The 14,398-nt window shown below is 59.9% G+C and carries 12 protein-coding genes; 4 read left to right on the top strand and 8 right to left on the bottom strand.

Annotated elements, in window-relative coordinates; all coding sequences use genetic code 11:
- Nucleotides 1–3: 3 nt before the first annotated feature.
- Both HCF10_RS18370 and HCF10_RS18365 read left to right on the top strand, forming a co-directional pair.
- Nucleotides 4–570 carry a CsiV family protein gene (locus HCF10_RS18370; RefSeq protein WP_145334843.1) on the top strand — a complete coding sequence of 189 codons (567 nt, stop codon included), beginning with the start codon at nucleotides 4–6 and terminating at the stop codon, nucleotides 568–570.
- A gap of 9 nt (nucleotides 571–579) precedes the next feature.
- Nucleotides 580–3,273 carry a DEAD/DEAH box helicase gene (locus HCF10_RS18365; protein ID WP_167656114.1) on the top strand — a complete coding sequence of 898 codons (2,694 nt, stop codon included), beginning with the start codon at nucleotides 580–582 and terminating at the stop codon, nucleotides 3,271–3,273.
- A 61-nt stretch (nucleotides 3,274–3,334) separates the two neighbouring features.
- Here the strand turns inward: HCF10_RS18365 and nagZ are convergent, their stop codons facing one another.
- Both nagZ and HCF10_RS18355 read right to left on the bottom strand, forming a co-directional pair.
- Nucleotides 3,335–4,345, bottom strand: coding sequence for a beta-N-acetylhexosaminidase (nagZ, locus tag HCF10_RS18360; protein WP_167656113.1), 1,011 nt, complete (start codon nucleotides 4,343–4,345; stop codon nucleotides 3,335–3,337).
- 136 nt (nucleotides 4,346–4,481) lie between these two features.
- A complete protein-coding gene (locus HCF10_RS18355) occupies nucleotides 4,482–5,189 on the bottom strand; it encodes a TetR/AcrR family transcriptional regulator (RefSeq protein WP_131698942.1) in 708 nt (235 codons plus the stop codon).
- A gap of 263 nt (nucleotides 5,190–5,452) precedes the next feature.
- Here HCF10_RS18355 and lexA point away from each other — a divergent pair, with 263 nt between their 5' ends.
- Together lexA and sulA are read left to right on the top strand one after the other, a co-directional pair.
- Nucleotides 5,453–6,061: a transcriptional repressor LexA gene (lexA, locus tag HCF10_RS18350; protein WP_003172575.1), complete on the top strand. Its 609-nt coding sequence runs from the start codon at nucleotides 5,453–5,455 to the stop codon at nucleotides 6,059–6,061.
- A gap of 10 nt (nucleotides 6,062–6,071) precedes the next feature.
- The gene (gene sulA, locus HCF10_RS18345; RefSeq protein ID WP_131698941.1) at nucleotides 6,072–6,545 is read left to right on the top strand and encodes an SOS-induced cell division inhibitor SulA; all 474 of its coding nucleotides are present in this window, start codon (nucleotides 6,072–6,074) and stop codon (nucleotides 6,543–6,545) included.
- An 83-nt stretch (nucleotides 6,546–6,628) separates the two neighbouring features.
- On the opposite strand, the gene HCF10_RS18340 is transcribed toward sulA, so the two are convergent.
- The 6 genes from HCF10_RS18340 to fadB all read right to left on the bottom strand — a co-directional run bounded on the left by HCF10_RS18340 (nucleotide 6,629) and on the right by fadB (nucleotide 14,169).
- Nucleotides 6,629–6,862 (bottom strand): hypothetical protein, encoded by a 234-nt coding sequence (locus HCF10_RS18340; RefSeq protein ID WP_010212068.1) that lies wholly within the window; start codon nucleotides 6,860–6,862, stop codon nucleotides 6,629–6,631.
- A gap of 116 nt (nucleotides 6,863–6,978) precedes the next feature.
- Nucleotides 6,979–7,500 (bottom strand): DUF6586 family protein, encoded by a 522-nt coding sequence (locus tag HCF10_RS18335; protein ID WP_167656112.1) that lies wholly within the window; start codon nucleotides 7,498–7,500, stop codon nucleotides 6,979–6,981.
- 246 nt (nucleotides 7,501–7,746) lie between these two features.
- Nucleotides 7,747–10,368, bottom strand: coding sequence for a type I DNA topoisomerase (gene topA, locus HCF10_RS18330; protein WP_027604240.1), 2,622 nt, complete (start codon nucleotides 10,366–10,368; stop codon nucleotides 7,747–7,749).
- A gap of 114 nt (nucleotides 10,369–10,482) precedes the next feature.
- Nucleotides 10,483–10,719, bottom strand: a complete 237-nt coding sequence (locus HCF10_RS18325; RefSeq protein ID WP_010212074.1) for a DUF1653 domain-containing protein — start codon at nucleotides 10,717–10,719, stop codon at nucleotides 10,483–10,485.
- A 97-nt stretch (nucleotides 10,720–10,816) separates the two neighbouring features.
- Nucleotides 10,817–11,992, bottom strand: a complete 1,176-nt coding sequence (fadA, locus tag HCF10_RS18320; protein WP_026136849.1) for an acetyl-CoA C-acyltransferase FadA — start codon at nucleotides 11,990–11,992, stop codon at nucleotides 10,817–10,819.
- A gap of 29 nt (nucleotides 11,993–12,021) precedes the next feature.
- Complete coding sequence (gene fadB, locus HCF10_RS18315) at nucleotides 12,022–14,169, bottom strand: fatty acid oxidation complex subunit alpha FadB (protein WP_167656111.1); 2,148 nt, start codon at nucleotides 14,167–14,169, stop codon at nucleotides 12,022–12,024.
- Nucleotides 14,170–14,398: the final 229 nt, after the last annotated feature.

The following is a 14,398-nucleotide window of genomic DNA, read 5'->3' as shown; positions in this document are numbered from 1 at the left end:
CCAATGCGCCTGTTCCGCATTCTGAGCCTGTTATTGGTGGTATTCGCGCCTTCGGCATTTGCCGACAGTCCGTACCAGGTGGAAATGATCCTGATACGCCAGAACGCGGAGCCGGCGCTCAACAGCCGCGCTGCGCCGGAAAACTGGGATGAAGGCGCGCAGCGGTTGGGCGACAGACTGAGCCCGCCGCGCTTGAACAATATCGTCGACAAACTCAACGCCGATAACAGCTTCACCGTGCTGGCGCACAAGGCCTGGGAACAGAACCTTGGCGAGCAGCCGGTCAAAATCGCGATCACCGACGGCCAGGAGCAGTTCGGCCAGTTCCCCATCGAGGGGGTGTTGAGCCTGCAACTGGGGCGTTTCACGGATATCGATGCGGACTTCTGGCTCAACACGTTCGACAGCAACGGCAGCGTGGTGGCCAGCGAACACCTGAGCCAGAAAGACGTGCGCACCAAGAACAACCAGCTCAACTACCTGGACGGCGGCCACCTGGCACTGTTGATCAAGATCACGTCGCTGACCGCCAAGCCACCCAGCGCCCCCCCGCCCGACATTCAGGACTGATCCAGCGCCATGCCCCTGACGTCGTCGCTGACCAAACCCCTGGCCCCTTCGTGGGCCAATCGCTTCAAAGAGCAAAGCCTGGAGCGCGGGCGACGCTACGCCCTGGAAAACCGTGTGCGCATCGTCGAGTCCGGCGACAGCACCATCATCGCCAGTTGCGAAGGCTCGGGGGGCAACGTTTACCGGCAGACCATCTCATTGCGCGAATCGGCCAAGGGCGCGCTGATCCTGGTGGACAGCCGCTGTACCTGCCCGGTGCACACCAACTGCAAACACATCGCGGCGGTGCTGCTCAAGGTCCAGGAAACCCTGGCCTACCCGGCAGCCGCCAAGGATGCCGAGTTGCTGGAAAAGCTCCAGGCCGTGCTGGATAACCGCGTAGTGTTGCCGCAGGTGGTGATGGAAGACGTCGTGCCCGTGCCGCGCCTGTGGCTGGCCAGCGTCGAGTTCAGCGCGTTTGAACCGCGCAACGGCAAGATGCAGCGCTATATCCAGCACCGTGCGGCGCTGTCGTTCAACTATTTGGGCAACTATGTCAGCGGGCAAAAGAACGCCGACATCATCGTGCGCCAGGAAACCCAGAGCCTGCGCATCAAGCGCCACCCTGAGCTGGAGCAACCCTATCGCGAGCAACTGCGCGTGCTCGGTTTCAAGATCGCCACGCGCCAGAGCAAGGCATTGCCGGAAAGCGCCGGCGAACTGTTCGAGATGGTCAATGACAGCGCCTGGCTGAACTTCACCCTCAATGCATCGCCGACCCTGCGAGCAGAAGGTTGGGAGCTGCAGATCGATGAAGACTTCGGTTTTGACCTGAGCGCCGTCGACGACTGGTACGCCACCGTCGATGAAGGCCCGGAGCGCGACTGGTTCGACCTGGAGCTGGGGATTATCGTCAACGGTGAGCGCCTGAGCCTGCTGCCGATCCTGCTCAACCTGATGCGCTCCCACACCGAGATCCTCAACCCGGAGAAAGTTGCCCGGCGCCGCGACGACGAACTGATCCTGGTGAATATCCCCGGGCTGCCCAATGGCGGTCACGGCCCGCTGCAAGTAGCCTTGCCCTATGGCCGATTAAAACCGGTGCTGGCGACCCTCGGTGAGTTTTACCTGCAGGAACCCGGCACCACCGCGCTGCGCCTGGCCAAGGCCGATGCGATTCGCCTCAACCCGCTGGAAGACCTGCCCCTGCAATGGGAGGGCGGCGAGAAGATCCGCAACTTTGCCCAGCGCCTGCGGGATATCAAGGACTTCACCTGCGTGGCACCCGAAGGCCTGAACGCGACGTTGCGGCCTTATCAGTTGGAAGGCTTGAGTTGGATGCAGTCGCTGCGCCAGCTGGAGGTGGGCGGCATTCTTGCGGATGACATGGGCCTGGGCAAAACCCTACAGACCTTGGCGCATATCCTCAGTGAAAAGATCGCCGGGCGCCTGGACCGGCCGTGCATGGTGGTGATGCCCACCAGCCTGATCCCCAACTGGCTCGACGAAGCGGCGCACTTCACCCCGCAACTCAAGGTCCTGGCGCTGTACGGTGCCACGCGCAAAAAACACTTCGCCAGCCTGCAAGACTACGACCTGCTGTTGACCACCTACGCGCTGCTGCCCAAGGACATCGAACAACTGGCCGCCCTACCCTTGCATGTGCTGATCCTCGATGAAGCCCAGTACATCAAGAACCCTTCCAGCAAGGCTGCCCAAGCCGCGCGCGAGCTGAATGCCCGGCAGCGCCTGTGCCTGAGCGGCACACCGCTGGAAAACCACCTGGGCGAGTTATGGTCGCTGTTCCACTTCCTGCTGCCGGGCTGGCTGGGTGACGTCAAAAGCTTTAACCGCGACTACCGCGTTCCCATCGAAAAACGCGCCAGCGAGGTACGACTGCAGCACCTCAATGGTCGGATCAAACCCTTCCTGCTGCGCCGTACCAAGGAACAGGTGGCCACGGAATTGCCGCCCAAGACCGAGATCATTCACTGGGTCGACCTCAATGAAGCCCAGCGCGATGTGTACGAGACCATGCGCCTGGCCATGGATAAGAAGGTCCGTGACGAAATCACCCTCAAAGGCGTAGCGCGCAGCCAGATCATCATTCTTGAAGCGCTGCTCAAGCTACGCCAAGTGTGCTGCGACCTGCGCCTGGTCAACGACGCCACCCTGCCCGCCCGTGGCAGCACCTCGGGCAAGCTCGACAGCCTGATGGAAATGCTCGAAGAGCTGTTTGAGGAAGGTCGTCGGATCCTGCTGTTTTCCCAGTTCACCTCGATGTTGAGCCTGATCGAAGCCGAGCTTAAAAAACGCGGTGTCGCCTACGCCCTGCTGACGGGCCAGACCCGCGATCGGCGCACCCCCGTGAAGGATTTCCAGAGCGGCAAGTTGCAGATTTTTCTGATCAGCCTGAAGGCAGGCGGTGTGGGCCTGAACCTGACCGAAGCTGACACCGTGATTCACTACGACCCTTGGTGGAACCCGGCCACCGAAAACCAGGCCACCGACCGTGCGTACCGCATCGGCCAGGAGAAGCCGGTGTTCGTGTACAAGATGATCGCGCGGGGCACGGTGGAGGAGAAAATCCAGCACCTGCAGAAGGAAAAATCCGACCTGGCGGCGGGCGTGCTGGATGGACGTACGACGGGGGATTGGCAACTGGGCAACGACGATATCGAGGCGTTGTTTGCGCCGCTGCCTAATAAGCAGGAAAAGCGCTGAAAAACATACCTGACGCGCCCCATAGATACCGTCTTATCCAACACCGCGTAAATCCGTAGCATCAGTCGATGAGTTGAGCGGCTCTCAGAGCAGCCAGGGCCGTCAACCAACGTGGATCTTGCTTGTAGTCCGTCGAAGCAATCGCCTGGCCGCGCATACGTGCAATTCTTGCCGACGGCGTAACCTTCGTCCGCTGGGCCGCAATGAGTGCCAGTTCAGCCGCCGCACGGTCGTTGCACACCAGCCCCATGTCGCAACCGGCAGTCAGCGCCGCCTCGATCCGACTGGCCGCGTCGCCGACCACATGGGCACCGGCCATCGACAGGTCATCGCTGAAAATCACCCCATCGAACTGCAACTCGCCGCGCAGGATGTCCTGCAACCAGCGGCGTGAGAAGCCGGCGGGCTGCGCATCCACCTGCGGGTAGATAACATGCGCAGGCATCACTGCCGCCAACTGCTTGCTCAGGCGTGCGAAAGGCACCAGGTCATTGGCCCGAATCTGTTCCAGGCTGCGTTCGTCATTGGGAATCGCGACGTGGGAATCGGCCTCGGCCCAGCCATGGCCTGGGAAGTGTTTACCGGTGGCGGCCATGCCGGCGCTGTTCATGCCACGGATAAAGGCACCGGCCAGCACGGCGGCGCGCTCGGGATCGCCTTCGAAGGAACGGGTGCCGACCACGGCGCTGCGCTGGTAGTCCAGGTCCAGCACCGGGGCGAAACTTAGGTCCAGGCCGACCGCCAGTACTTCAGTGGCCATAATCCAGCCGCATTGCTCGGCCAGGTACTCGGCGTTGGGGTTGTCCGCCAACGCGCGCATGGCCGGCAGGCGCACAAAGCCCTGGCGCAGGCGCTGGACACGACCGCCTTCCTGGTCGACCGCCAGCAGCAGGTCCGGGCGCACCGCACGAATCGCCGCGCTCAATTCCCGCACCTGGCGTGGATGCTCGATATTGCGTGCAAAAATGATCAGGCCACCGACTTCAGGCTGGCGCAACAGGTGACGATCCTCGGCCGTCAGCCAAGTGCCAGCCACGTCGACCATCAAAGAACCTTGCAGGGCAGCAGTCATAAACCTTCCTTAAATAACGCACACAACCCGCGGCCCTCACCAGGCGCAGTGAGAACAACAGGTTGCGAGTAAATAGCTGAATTCGGCATGGGCGGCTAGCTTAGCGGATGCAAGCGGTCGCGCACACCCGGAGCGGTCAAACCTTGGCGGGAGCTGGCGCGGATTTGCTGCGTGGGCGCAATTGGGCGGCCGCCATGGCCGAGTCGGTCACGCCGGTTTCAGCACGCATTCCGGCGGCAAGGAACGGCACCATCAGGCGCATGACCTGCTCAATGGAGGTATTCACGCCGAAATCGGTCTCGGCAATCGCACGCAACGCCTTGATCCCGGACATGCTGAATGCGGCCGCACCGAGCATGAAGTGCACGCGCCAGAACAATTCGATAGGCGGAATACGCGGGGCAGCTTCGTTCACCAGCAACATATAGCGGCGGAAGACCTTGCCGTACATGTCTTCCAGGTAACGGCGCAAGTGGCCCTGGCTCTGGCTGAATGCCAGGCCCAACAGACGCATGAAGATCGACAGATCGTTGCCGCTGCGCGGTTGAACCACCAGCGCTTGCTCCACGAGCATTTCCAGCAGGTCTTCCAGGGTGGGCTTGTGGTCGGCCTTGGCCTGGCGGCGCTCGAGTTCACGGTCGAGGCTCGCACAGAACGGCCCCAGGAAGCGCGAGAACACCGCCTGGATCAGGGCCTTTTTCGAGCCGAAATGGTAGTTCACTGCGGCGAGATTGACCCCGGCTTTGCTGGTGATCAGCCGCAATGAAGTTTCAGCAAATCCTTTTTCCGCGAACAATTGCTCAGCAGCATCGAGAATGCGTTCAACGGTTTCCGACTGGGCCATGGATACTCCGCCTGACAAACACTTGTTTGAAACATACGTTTCAGGGTGTGTCTTGTCAAGCCTGCAAGTTCGCTTTCCGGCCGGGCAGTCATCTATTTCATCGCTATTTAATCACAGACTCCCAGGTCTGTAGGCAGTGCCATCTCTGCCTTGTAGGACAGCTAACGAATGACCGTCCGGCGGCGTCGTAGAAAAGGATGATTGCCAAGCGCAGTTCACTGTATATAATCCCAGTCACTGTATAAAAAGACAGAGCGATCAACATGCTAAAACTGACGCCACGCCAAGCTGAGATTCTGGCTTTTATCAAGCGCTGCCTCGATGACAACGGCTATCCGCCGACGCGAGCGGAAATAGCGCTGGAACTGGGATTCAAGTCCCCCAACGCCGCCGAAGAACACCTCAAGGCCCTCGCTCGCAAAGGCGCGATCGAGATGACCCCGGGTGCTTCGCGGGGCATCCGTATCCCTGGCTTTGAAGCCAAGGCCGACGAATCGACACTGCCAATCATCGGTCGCGTAGCCGCCGGTGCGCCGATCCTGGCGCAGCAGCACGTCGAGGAATCCTGCAACATCAACCCGACCTTCTTCCATCCGCGTGCCGACTACCTGTTGCGGGTACATGGCATGAGCATGAAGGACGTGGGCATTTTCGATGGCGACCTGCTGGCCGTCCATACTACCCGCGAAGCCCGTAATGGCCAGATCGTCGTCGCCCGTATCGGCGATGAAGTCACCGTCAAACGCTTCAAGCGCGAAGGCAGCAAGGTCTGGCTCCTGGCCGAGAACCCTGAGTTCGCCCCGATTGAAGTGAACCTGAAAGATCAGGACCTGGTGATCGAAGGCCTGAGCGTCGGCGTCATTCGCCGCTAAAGGAGGCATCATGCAGCTCGTGCACACACCCCAACACACACAACTGTCGCTGTTCGAGGCCTTTATGGCCCAACCCCTTGCGCCCATCCTCAAGGAAACGGTCGAGGCGCCCTGGAGCGCCGAACCTGAGGCGTTCAGTGAACTGTCGTTGCGCGGTGCGGCCGGGAGCTGCCTGAGTCTGCTGGCGCCGATCCTTCGCGACCTGAGCGAAGAACAGGATGCACGCTGGTTGACGCTGATCGCCCCGCCCGCCAGCCTGACCCAGGCTTGGCTGCGGGACGCAGGCCTTAACCGCGAGCGCATCCTGTTGCTGCAGCCACGTGGCACGCAAAGCGCTCAGCAACTGACCTGTGAAGCGTTGCGCCTGGGCCGTAGCCACACCGTGGTCAGCTGGCTCAACCCGCTGAATGCCACTGCCAAGGCACAGCTGATCAGCGCTGCACGTACAGGCGATGCGCAGAGCTTGAATATTCGATTGGGGTAATTCGGTGCGCCGCAGGCTATCCCTTTAGAGGGGGCCTGTTGTGGTGAGCGGGCTTGCCACAACAGCGAACCCACTTGCCAAACTCAGTGAAGAACGCGCGGGCCGTCTTCTTTCTCCGGTTCGCCTTCTGCCAGGCGACCTGCCATCTGCACACCAACGCTCAACATGGCTTTTGCCACTTCCACGTGCTGACCCTGCAGGAACACCTTGGCGTCCTCGGAAAAATCCAGAATAACCAGAGAACCTTCGTCCTCAGCCCGGCGCAGCTCGATTCGGCCGTCAGGCAACTCAACAATTTCCAGAAAGGACGTCGGCATAAAAGTCTGTTCTCCACGAAAGGCCGGGATTATATCAGTCATCCTCCCGGCTTCGTTGAGGATCTGAAGAGGTTTCTTTACGGCTTGATGAACGGTGCCGTGAATCCGACCAACGTTCAGCACTCGTTCAAACCTTCACGAAAGCGCAACGCCATCTTTTTCAGCTCCTGACGCCAGCCTTCCAGCTCCTCCCGGCTCAGGGGCTTGGGTTCTTCCTCTTCCAGCGCTACCGCTACGATCAACGGTTGAGTGACGTCGCCCTTAGGTACATGGGGAATGCGTGGCGGCTGGAACATGTCCGCATGGGCCTTGAGCAGACGCGCGACCCAGCTGTCGGGGCTCTGGGTCATTTCCACCAGCTCAGCCAGCTCAGGGATCGCCATGCTTTCCAGCACTTCACGGTTCATGATCATTTCCGCACGGGGCGAACCGGCCTGAGGCAAGCGGTAGAACCCGGCGATCTCATGGCACAAGCCCAGTAACGCACCATACAAGTGGAACAATGCCGCTTCACGCCCGGCCTGAACCAGCGCAATCGCGTTCATCTCCTTCCCTTCCTCGGCACGGCCAAGGGCTTCCAGGGACAAACCCGCGAAGTAAATTTTCTGGTTGGTACGGGTATAGAGTTCGTTGGCCATAACGGCAATCTCCACAACGAATAAGCGTGATGCTGGCTGAACAGTGTCACGGATCAGCCGAGCCTACTGCAAGTGCAATAAACCGCTGCTTATGCGGGTCAAAACTCGACTTTCAGATCCAGACAGATCCAAATGTGGGAGGGGGCTTGCCCCCGATAGCGGAGCATCAGTCATACACATGTCGACTGATATACCGCTATCGGGGCAAGCCCCCTCCCACACTGGACCTTCAGCGCATCCGACGGATCAAGCCCCCTGGCGCTTGTCCTCGACCTTCCACTTGCCACCGTCGTAGAACGCTTTCCAGCCGGTAGGCTTGCCGTCCACTTCGGTCTGCACGTACTGCTCCTTGGTCTTGCGGCTATAGCGGATCACGGCTGGGCGACCATCCGGGTCCTTCTTTGGCGCTTCACACAGGAAGTGGTACTTCGGATCGATCTCGTCCTTGTGCGGCACGATCTCCAGCACCAACGGCGCTCGGGTCTCGCGGTTTTTCGGGAACTGGCTGGCCGCCAGGAACAACCCCGAAGCACCGTCACGCAGGATGTAGGTGTCGTTGACCTTCTCGCACTTGAGTTCCGGCATCTTCACCGGGTCCATCTTGGGCGGGGCCGCGTCACCGCTTTTCAGCAGTTTGCGCGTGTTCTTGCAGGTCGGGTTGGTGCAACCGAAGAACTTGCCGAAGCGGCCGGTCTTGAGCTGCATCTCGCTGCCGCACTTGTCGCATTCCAGGCTCGGGCCTTCGTAGCCCTTGATGCGGTAGCTGCCCTCTTCGATCTCGTAGCCGTCGCAATCCGGGTTGTTACCGCAGATGTGCAACTTGTGCTTCTCGTCCAGCAGGTAGGCGTCCATCGCCGTGCTGCAGATGGGGCAGCGGTGCTTGCCACGCAGTACCAGCGACTCGGACTCACCCTCGTCGTCTGCCGCAATTTCATCGCCCGGCACCAGGTTGACTGTCGCCTTGCAGCGCTCTTTCGGTGGCAGGCTGTAGCCCGAGCAACCGAGGAACACGCCAGTGGACGCAGTACGAATCTGCATCGGGCGACCGCAGGTCAAGCATGGGATGTCGGTCATCACCGGCTGGTTGGCACGCATGCCGCTCTCAGGGCTTTCGGCCACTTCGAGTTTTTTCTTGAAGTCGCCGTAAAACTCGTCGAGCACGTTTTTCCAGTCGCGCTCGCCCTGGGCCACGTCATCGAGGTTCTCTTCCATACCGGCGGTAAAGCCGTAATCCATCAGGTTGGAGAAGCTCTCGGACAAGCGTTCGGTGACGATGTCGCCCATCTTTTCCGAATAGAAACGACGGTTGTGCAGCGCGACGTAGCCACGGTCCTGAATGGTGGAGATAATCGCCGCGTAGGTCGAAGGACGACCGATACCGCGTTTCTCCATCTCTTTCACCAGGCTGGCTTCCGAATAACGCGCCGGCGGCTTGGTGAAGTGCTGGGACGGGTCGAGTTTGATCAGCTTCAACGTGTCGCCCTGGGCCATGTCCGGCAGCACATCGTCGTCGCCGGGCTTGGCGATCTGCGGCATCACGCGGGTGTAGCCATCGAACTTGAGGATACGGCCCTTGGCGCGCAGCTCGAAGTCGCCAGCGCCGACGCTGACAGTGGTGGACAGGTATTGCGCCGGTAGCATCTGGCAAGCCAGGAACTGGCGCCAGATCAGCTCGTAGAGGCGCTCAGCGTCGCGTTCCATGCCGCTCAGCTTGCTTGGCTCGGTGTTGGCATCGGAAGGACGAATCGCTTCGTGAGCCTCCTGGGCGCCTTCTTTGCTGCTGTAGACGTTCGGCTTCTCCGGCAGGTACTTCTTGCCGAATTCGCTTTCAATATAGGTACGCGCCATTGCCACCGCGTCTTGCGACAGGTTGGTGGAGTCGGTACGCATGTAAGTGATGTAGCCGGCTTCGTACAGACGCTGGGCCATCATCATGGTTTTCTTCACACCGAAGCCCAGGCGGTTGCTCGCGGCCTGTTGCAGGGTGGACGTGATGAACGGTGCCGACGGCTTGCTGCTGGTCGGTTTATCTTCGCGCTTGACGATGCTGTAGCTGGAGGCCTTGAGCTTCTCCAGCGCGGCCATGGCCTGGGCTTCGTTAAGCGGCTTGAACGCCTCGCCTTTCTCACGGGCCACTTCGAAGCGCACGTTGGCGCCCTTGGCAGTGCCCAGGTCGGCGTGAACTTCCCAATATTCCTCGGGGTTGAACGCACGGATCTCACGCTCACGCTCCACCACCAGCTTGACCGCTACCGATTGCACACGGCCGGCGGAGAGGCCACGGGCGATCTTGGCCCACAGCAGCGGCGAGACCATATAACCCACGACGCGGTCGAGGAAACGGCGGGCCTGCTGGGCGTTGACACGGTCGATATCCAGCTCGCCCGGCTTGGAGAAGGCTTCCTGGATGGCTTTCTTGGTGATTTCGTTGAACACCACACGCTTGTAGCGGCTGTCATCACCGCCGATGGCTTCCCGCAGGTGCCAGGCAATGGCTTCCCCTTCGCGGTCCAAGTCCGTTGCGAGATAGATGGTGTCGGCATCTTTGGCGAGCCGGCGCAGCTCTTCGATGACCTTTTCCTTGCCCGGAAGGATTTCGTACTTGGCCTTCCAGCCATGATCCGGGTCCACACCCATGCGCGAGACCAGCTGCTTGCGCGCTTTCTCTTTAGGCGTGAGCACCGGACCTTCGCCCGCAGCCGCCTTGCCGCGCTTGGCGGCAGGCTCCTTGCTGGCGCTAGCCGAACCGCTGGTGGGCAGGTCTCGGATATGGCCGATACTCGACTTCACCACGTACTCGTTGCCCAAGTACTTGTTGATGGTCTTGGCCTTAGCCGGGGATTCCACAATGACCAGCGATTTGCCCATGGATCGGAAAATTCCTGAATTCGAGAAGTGAAAGGCAGTTGGCGCCTGACGCGGCAACGCTATATATAGTGGCAACAAGGTGAGGTCAAGCGCAGCATTCTGCGCGACCTGCCGTTATTGCCCTGAAAAAAGGCTGGGTTCGGCCTGGACCAAAGCAAAGCGCGGGACCTGCTCACCGTCAACTTCGACGGTCTCCAGGAACATGCTCAAGGGGCGCACCCAAAAGCCGTAATCGCCATACAGTGCTTGGTAAAACACCACTTCCTCTTCGGTCTCGGAATGCCGTGCCACGCTGAAAACGCGGTACTGCGGACCTTTATAATGCTGGTAGAGCCCTGGTTCGACTTTCATGCTCTGGCCCCCTTACAAAATTTGTTGAAAAAAAATATTAAAAATTCCAAAAAACAAAAACCGGGGCACTGGGCCCCGGCTTCCGTCAACTCAACGCTTAGACGCGTTCGAAGACGGTGGAAATGCCTTGGCCGAGACCAATGCACATGGTTGCAACCCCAAGGTTACCGCCATTTTGCTTCATCACGTTCAGCAAAGTGCCGGAAATACGTGCACCGGAGCAACCAAATGGGTGGCCCAGGGCAATCGCACCGCCGTGCAGGTTAACCTTCTCATTCATCTTGTCGAGCACTTTCAGATCTTTCAACACCGGCAGGGCCTGTGCGGCGAAAGCTTCGTTGAGCTCGAAGAAGTCGATATCGGAGATAGTCAGGCCTGCGCGCTTCAAGGCTTTTTGTGTCGCCGGTACTGGACCATAGCCCATGATTGCCGGGTCCACACCCGCCACAGCCATCGAGCGAATCACCGCCAGCGGCTGGATACCCAGGTCCTGGGCACGCTGAGCCGACATCACGATCATGCACGAAGCGCCATCGGTGATTTGCGACGAAGTGCCGGCGGTCACGGTGCCGCCCTTCGGATTGAAGGCAGGCTTGAGGGCCGCCAGGCTTTCCAGAGTGGTATCCGGACGAATGGTTTCGTCGTAGTCGAACAGCTTGAGGAAACCGTTCTCGTCGTAGCCGTTCATCGGGATGATTTCATCCTTGAACTTGCCTTCCACGGTCGCCTTGTGGGCGAGCTGGTGGGAACGCACGCCGAACGCGTCCTGGGCTTCACGGGTAATGCCATGCATCTTGCCGAGCATTTCCGCGGTCAGGCCCATCATGCCCGAGGCTTTTGCCGCGTACAGCGACATATGCGGGTTCGGATCGACACCGTGCATCATGCTGACGTGGCCCATGTGCTCCACGCCACCGACGACGAACACGTCACCGTTACCGGTCATGATCGCCTGGGCGGCGGTGTGCAGCGCGCTCATGGACGAGCCACACAGGCGGCTGACGGTCTGGCCGGCGGCCGTGTGCGGGATCTGCGTCATCAGCGACGCCATGCGCGCGATGTTCCAGCCCTGCTCCAGGGTCTGGTTGACGCAGCCCCAGATCACGTCTTCGACTTCGTTCGGGTCGACCTTGACGTTGCGTTCCAGCAGCTTGCTGATCAGGTGCGCCGACATGTCTTCGGCACGGGTGTTGCGGTGCATGCCGCCCTTGGAGCGGCCCATCGGTGTGCGACCGAAGTCGACAATCACCACGTCTCTTGGATTCAAGCTCATAAATATTCTCGCTCTAGTCGTCTGGGCGCTTAACCGAAGAAGCTCTGGCCGTTTTTGGCCATTTCACGCAGCTTCGCGGTCGGGTGGTACAGCGGGCCCAAATCAGCGTATTGATCAGCCAGGGCAACGAACTCGGCCACACCGATCGAGTCGATGTAACGCAGTGCACCACCACGGAACGGAGGGAAACCAATACCGTACACCAGGCCCATATCGGCTTCGGCGGCGGTTTCAACGATGCCGTCTTCCAGGCAACGCACGGTTTCCAGGCACAGGGCGATCATCATCCAGTTGATGATGTCCTCGTCGGACACCTCACGCTGCTCGTAGATGACCGGCGCGAGTACTTCGTGCACCGAAGGGTCGGCCACTTTCTTCTGCTTGCCCTTCTTGTCCGCCTCGTAGGCGTAGAAGCCTTTGCCGTTCTTCTGGCCCAGGCGCTTGGCCTCGTAGAGCGCGTCGATCGCGGAGCGGCGGTCGTCTTTCATGCGGTCCGGGAAGCCTTCAGCCATCACGTCACGACCGTGGTGGCCGGTGTCGATGCCGACCACGTCCATCAGGTACGCCGGGCCCATTGGCCAGCCGAATTTTTCCATGACCTTGTCGATGCGCACGAAGTCCACACCGGCACTCACCAGCTTGGCGAAACCGCCGAAGTACGGGAACAGCACGCGGTTGACCAGGAAGCCTGGGCAGTCGTTGACCACGATCGGGTTCTTGCCCATTTTCTTGGCGTAGGCAACGGTGGTGGCAATCGCCAGCTCGCTGGACTTCTCGCCACGGATCACTTCCACCAGCGGCATCATGTGCACCGGGTTGAAGAAGTGCATGCCGACGAAGTTTTCCGGACGCTTGAGGGCCTTGGCCAGCAGCGAAATGGAAATGGTCGAGGTGTTAGACGCCAGGATGGTGTCGTCTTTAACGTGGCCTTCAACTTCAGCCAGTACCGCCTGCTTGACCTTCGGATTCTCGACAACCGCTTCGACCACCAGGTCGACATGGCCGAAATCGCCGTAGGACAGCGTAGGACGGATGCCGTTAAGCACTTCAGCCATCTTCGCAGCCGTCATGCGACCTTTATCAACGCGGCCAACCAGCAGCTTGGCGGCTTCGGCCAGGCCCTGTTCGATCCCGTGCTCGTTGATGTCCTTCATCAGGATCGGCGTGCCTTTAGACGCCGACTGATAGGCGATACCGCCGCCCATGATACCGGCGCCGAGAACGGCAGCCTGCTTCACGTCCTTGGCGATTTCGTCGTAGGCCTTGGCCTTTTTCTTCAGTTCCTGGTCGTTCAGGAACAGGCCGATCAGGCTCTGGGCCGCCGAGGTCTTGGCCAGTTTGACGAAGCCCGCAGCTTCCACTTCCAGGGCTTTGTCGCGACCGAAGTTCGCGGCCTTCTGGATGGTCTTGATCGCTTCAACCGGCGCCGGGTAGTTCGGGCCGGCCTGGCCAGCCACGAAACCCTTGGCGGTTTCGAACGACATCATTTGTTCGATGGCGTTGAGCTTGAGTTTTTCCAGCTTCGGCTGACGCTTGGCCTTGTAGTCAAATTCGCCACTGATGGCGCCCTTGATCAGGTTCAGCGCGGCTTCGGCCAGTTTGTCCGGAGCCACCACAGCGTCGACGGCACCGACTTTCAGCGCGTCATCAGCACGGTTTTCCTTACCGGCGGCAATCCACTCGATGGCGTTGTCGGCACCAATGATGCGCGGCAGGCGCACGGTGCCGCCGAAGCCTGGGTAGATGCCCAGTTTGACTTCAGGCAGACCGATTTTGGCAGTGGCCGCCATGACGCGGAAGTCCGCCGCCAGGCACATTTCCAGGCCGCCGCCCAGCGCGATGCCATTGATCGCGGCAACGGTCGGTACGTTGAGGTCTTCGAAATCGCTGAAAATCTTGTTGGCTTCGAGGTTGCCAGCCACCAGCTCGGCATCGGGCAGCTTGAAGTTGTCGACGAATTCGGTGATGTCAGCGCCGACGATGAACACGTCCTTGCCGCTGGAGACGATCACGCCTTTGATCGATGCCTCAGCCTTGATGGTGTCTACGGCCTGACGCAGTTCGTTCAGGGTTAGACGGTTGAACTTGTTGACGGACTCACCCTTGAGGTCGAACTTCAGTTCGACGATGCCACTTTCAAGAGCCTTAACCGTGATGGCTTTACCTTCGTAAATCATCAACTGATCTCCACGATATGGAAGCTGAACAGTACACATTGGACGCTGGCCTATGCTTGGACATTGATAATTTCGTCAATGCTCAGGCCAATCCGCCAGGCACACCCGCCAATGCGATAGTCGGGGTTCTGTATGAGCGGTCTGACAGACAAACGCTCAATTCATACGCCCGTTTGATTTGGGTACGCCACCTTCATCCAATTCCGAGCAATTGTCAATCGCTCGAAAG

The sequence above is a fragment of the Pseudomonas sp. B14(2022) genome, assembly GCF_012030485.1.
Lineage (GTDB): Bacteria > Pseudomonadota > Gammaproteobacteria > Pseudomonadales > Pseudomonadaceae > Aquipseudomonas.
The sequence above is the reverse complement of the archived record's forward strand: the minus strand, read 5'-3'. Positions and strand labels throughout refer to the sequence as shown.

Excerpts from the sequence above, each read along its gene's own strand:
- HCF10_RS18370 (WP_145334843.1), top strand. The coding sequence starts at position 4 with ATGCGCCTGTTCCGCATTCTGAGCCTGTTATTGGTGGTATTCGCGCCT.
- HCF10_RS18365 (WP_167656114.1), top strand. The coding sequence starts at position 580 with ATGCCCCTGACGTCGTCGCTGACCAAACCCCTGGCCCCTTCGTGGGCC.
- nagZ (WP_167656113.1), bottom strand. The coding sequence starts at position 4,345 with ATGACTGCTGCCCTGCAAGGTTCTTTGATGGTCGACGTGGCTGGCACT.
- HCF10_RS18355 (WP_131698942.1), bottom strand. The coding sequence starts at position 5,189 with ATGGCCCAGTCGGAAACCGTTGAACGCATTCTCGATGCTGCTGAGCAA.
- lexA (WP_003172575.1), top strand. The coding sequence starts at position 5,453 with ATGCTAAAACTGACGCCACGCCAAGCTGAGATTCTGGCTTTTATCAAG.
- sulA (WP_131698941.1), top strand. The coding sequence starts at position 6,072 with ATGCAGCTCGTGCACACACCCCAACACACACAACTGTCGCTGTTCGAG.
- HCF10_RS18340 (WP_010212068.1), bottom strand. The coding sequence starts at position 6,862 with ATGCCGACGTCCTTTCTGGAAATTGTTGAGTTGCCTGACGGCCGAATC.
- HCF10_RS18335 (WP_167656112.1), bottom strand. The coding sequence starts at position 7,500 with ATGGCCAACGAACTCTATACCCGTACCAACCAGAAAATTTACTTCGCG.
- topA (WP_027604240.1), bottom strand. The coding sequence starts at position 10,368 with ATGGGCAAATCGCTGGTCATTGTGGAATCCCCGGCTAAGGCCAAGACC.
- HCF10_RS18325 (WP_010212074.1), bottom strand. The coding sequence starts at position 10,719 with ATGAAAGTCGAACCAGGGCTCTACCAGCATTATAAAGGTCCGCAGTAC.
- fadA (WP_026136849.1), bottom strand. The coding sequence starts at position 11,992 with ATGAGCTTGAATCCAAGAGACGTGGTGATTGTCGACTTCGGTCGCACA.
- fadB (WP_167656111.1), bottom strand. The coding sequence starts at position 14,169 with ATGATTTACGAAGGTAAAGCCATCACGGTTAAGGCTCTTGAAAGTGGC.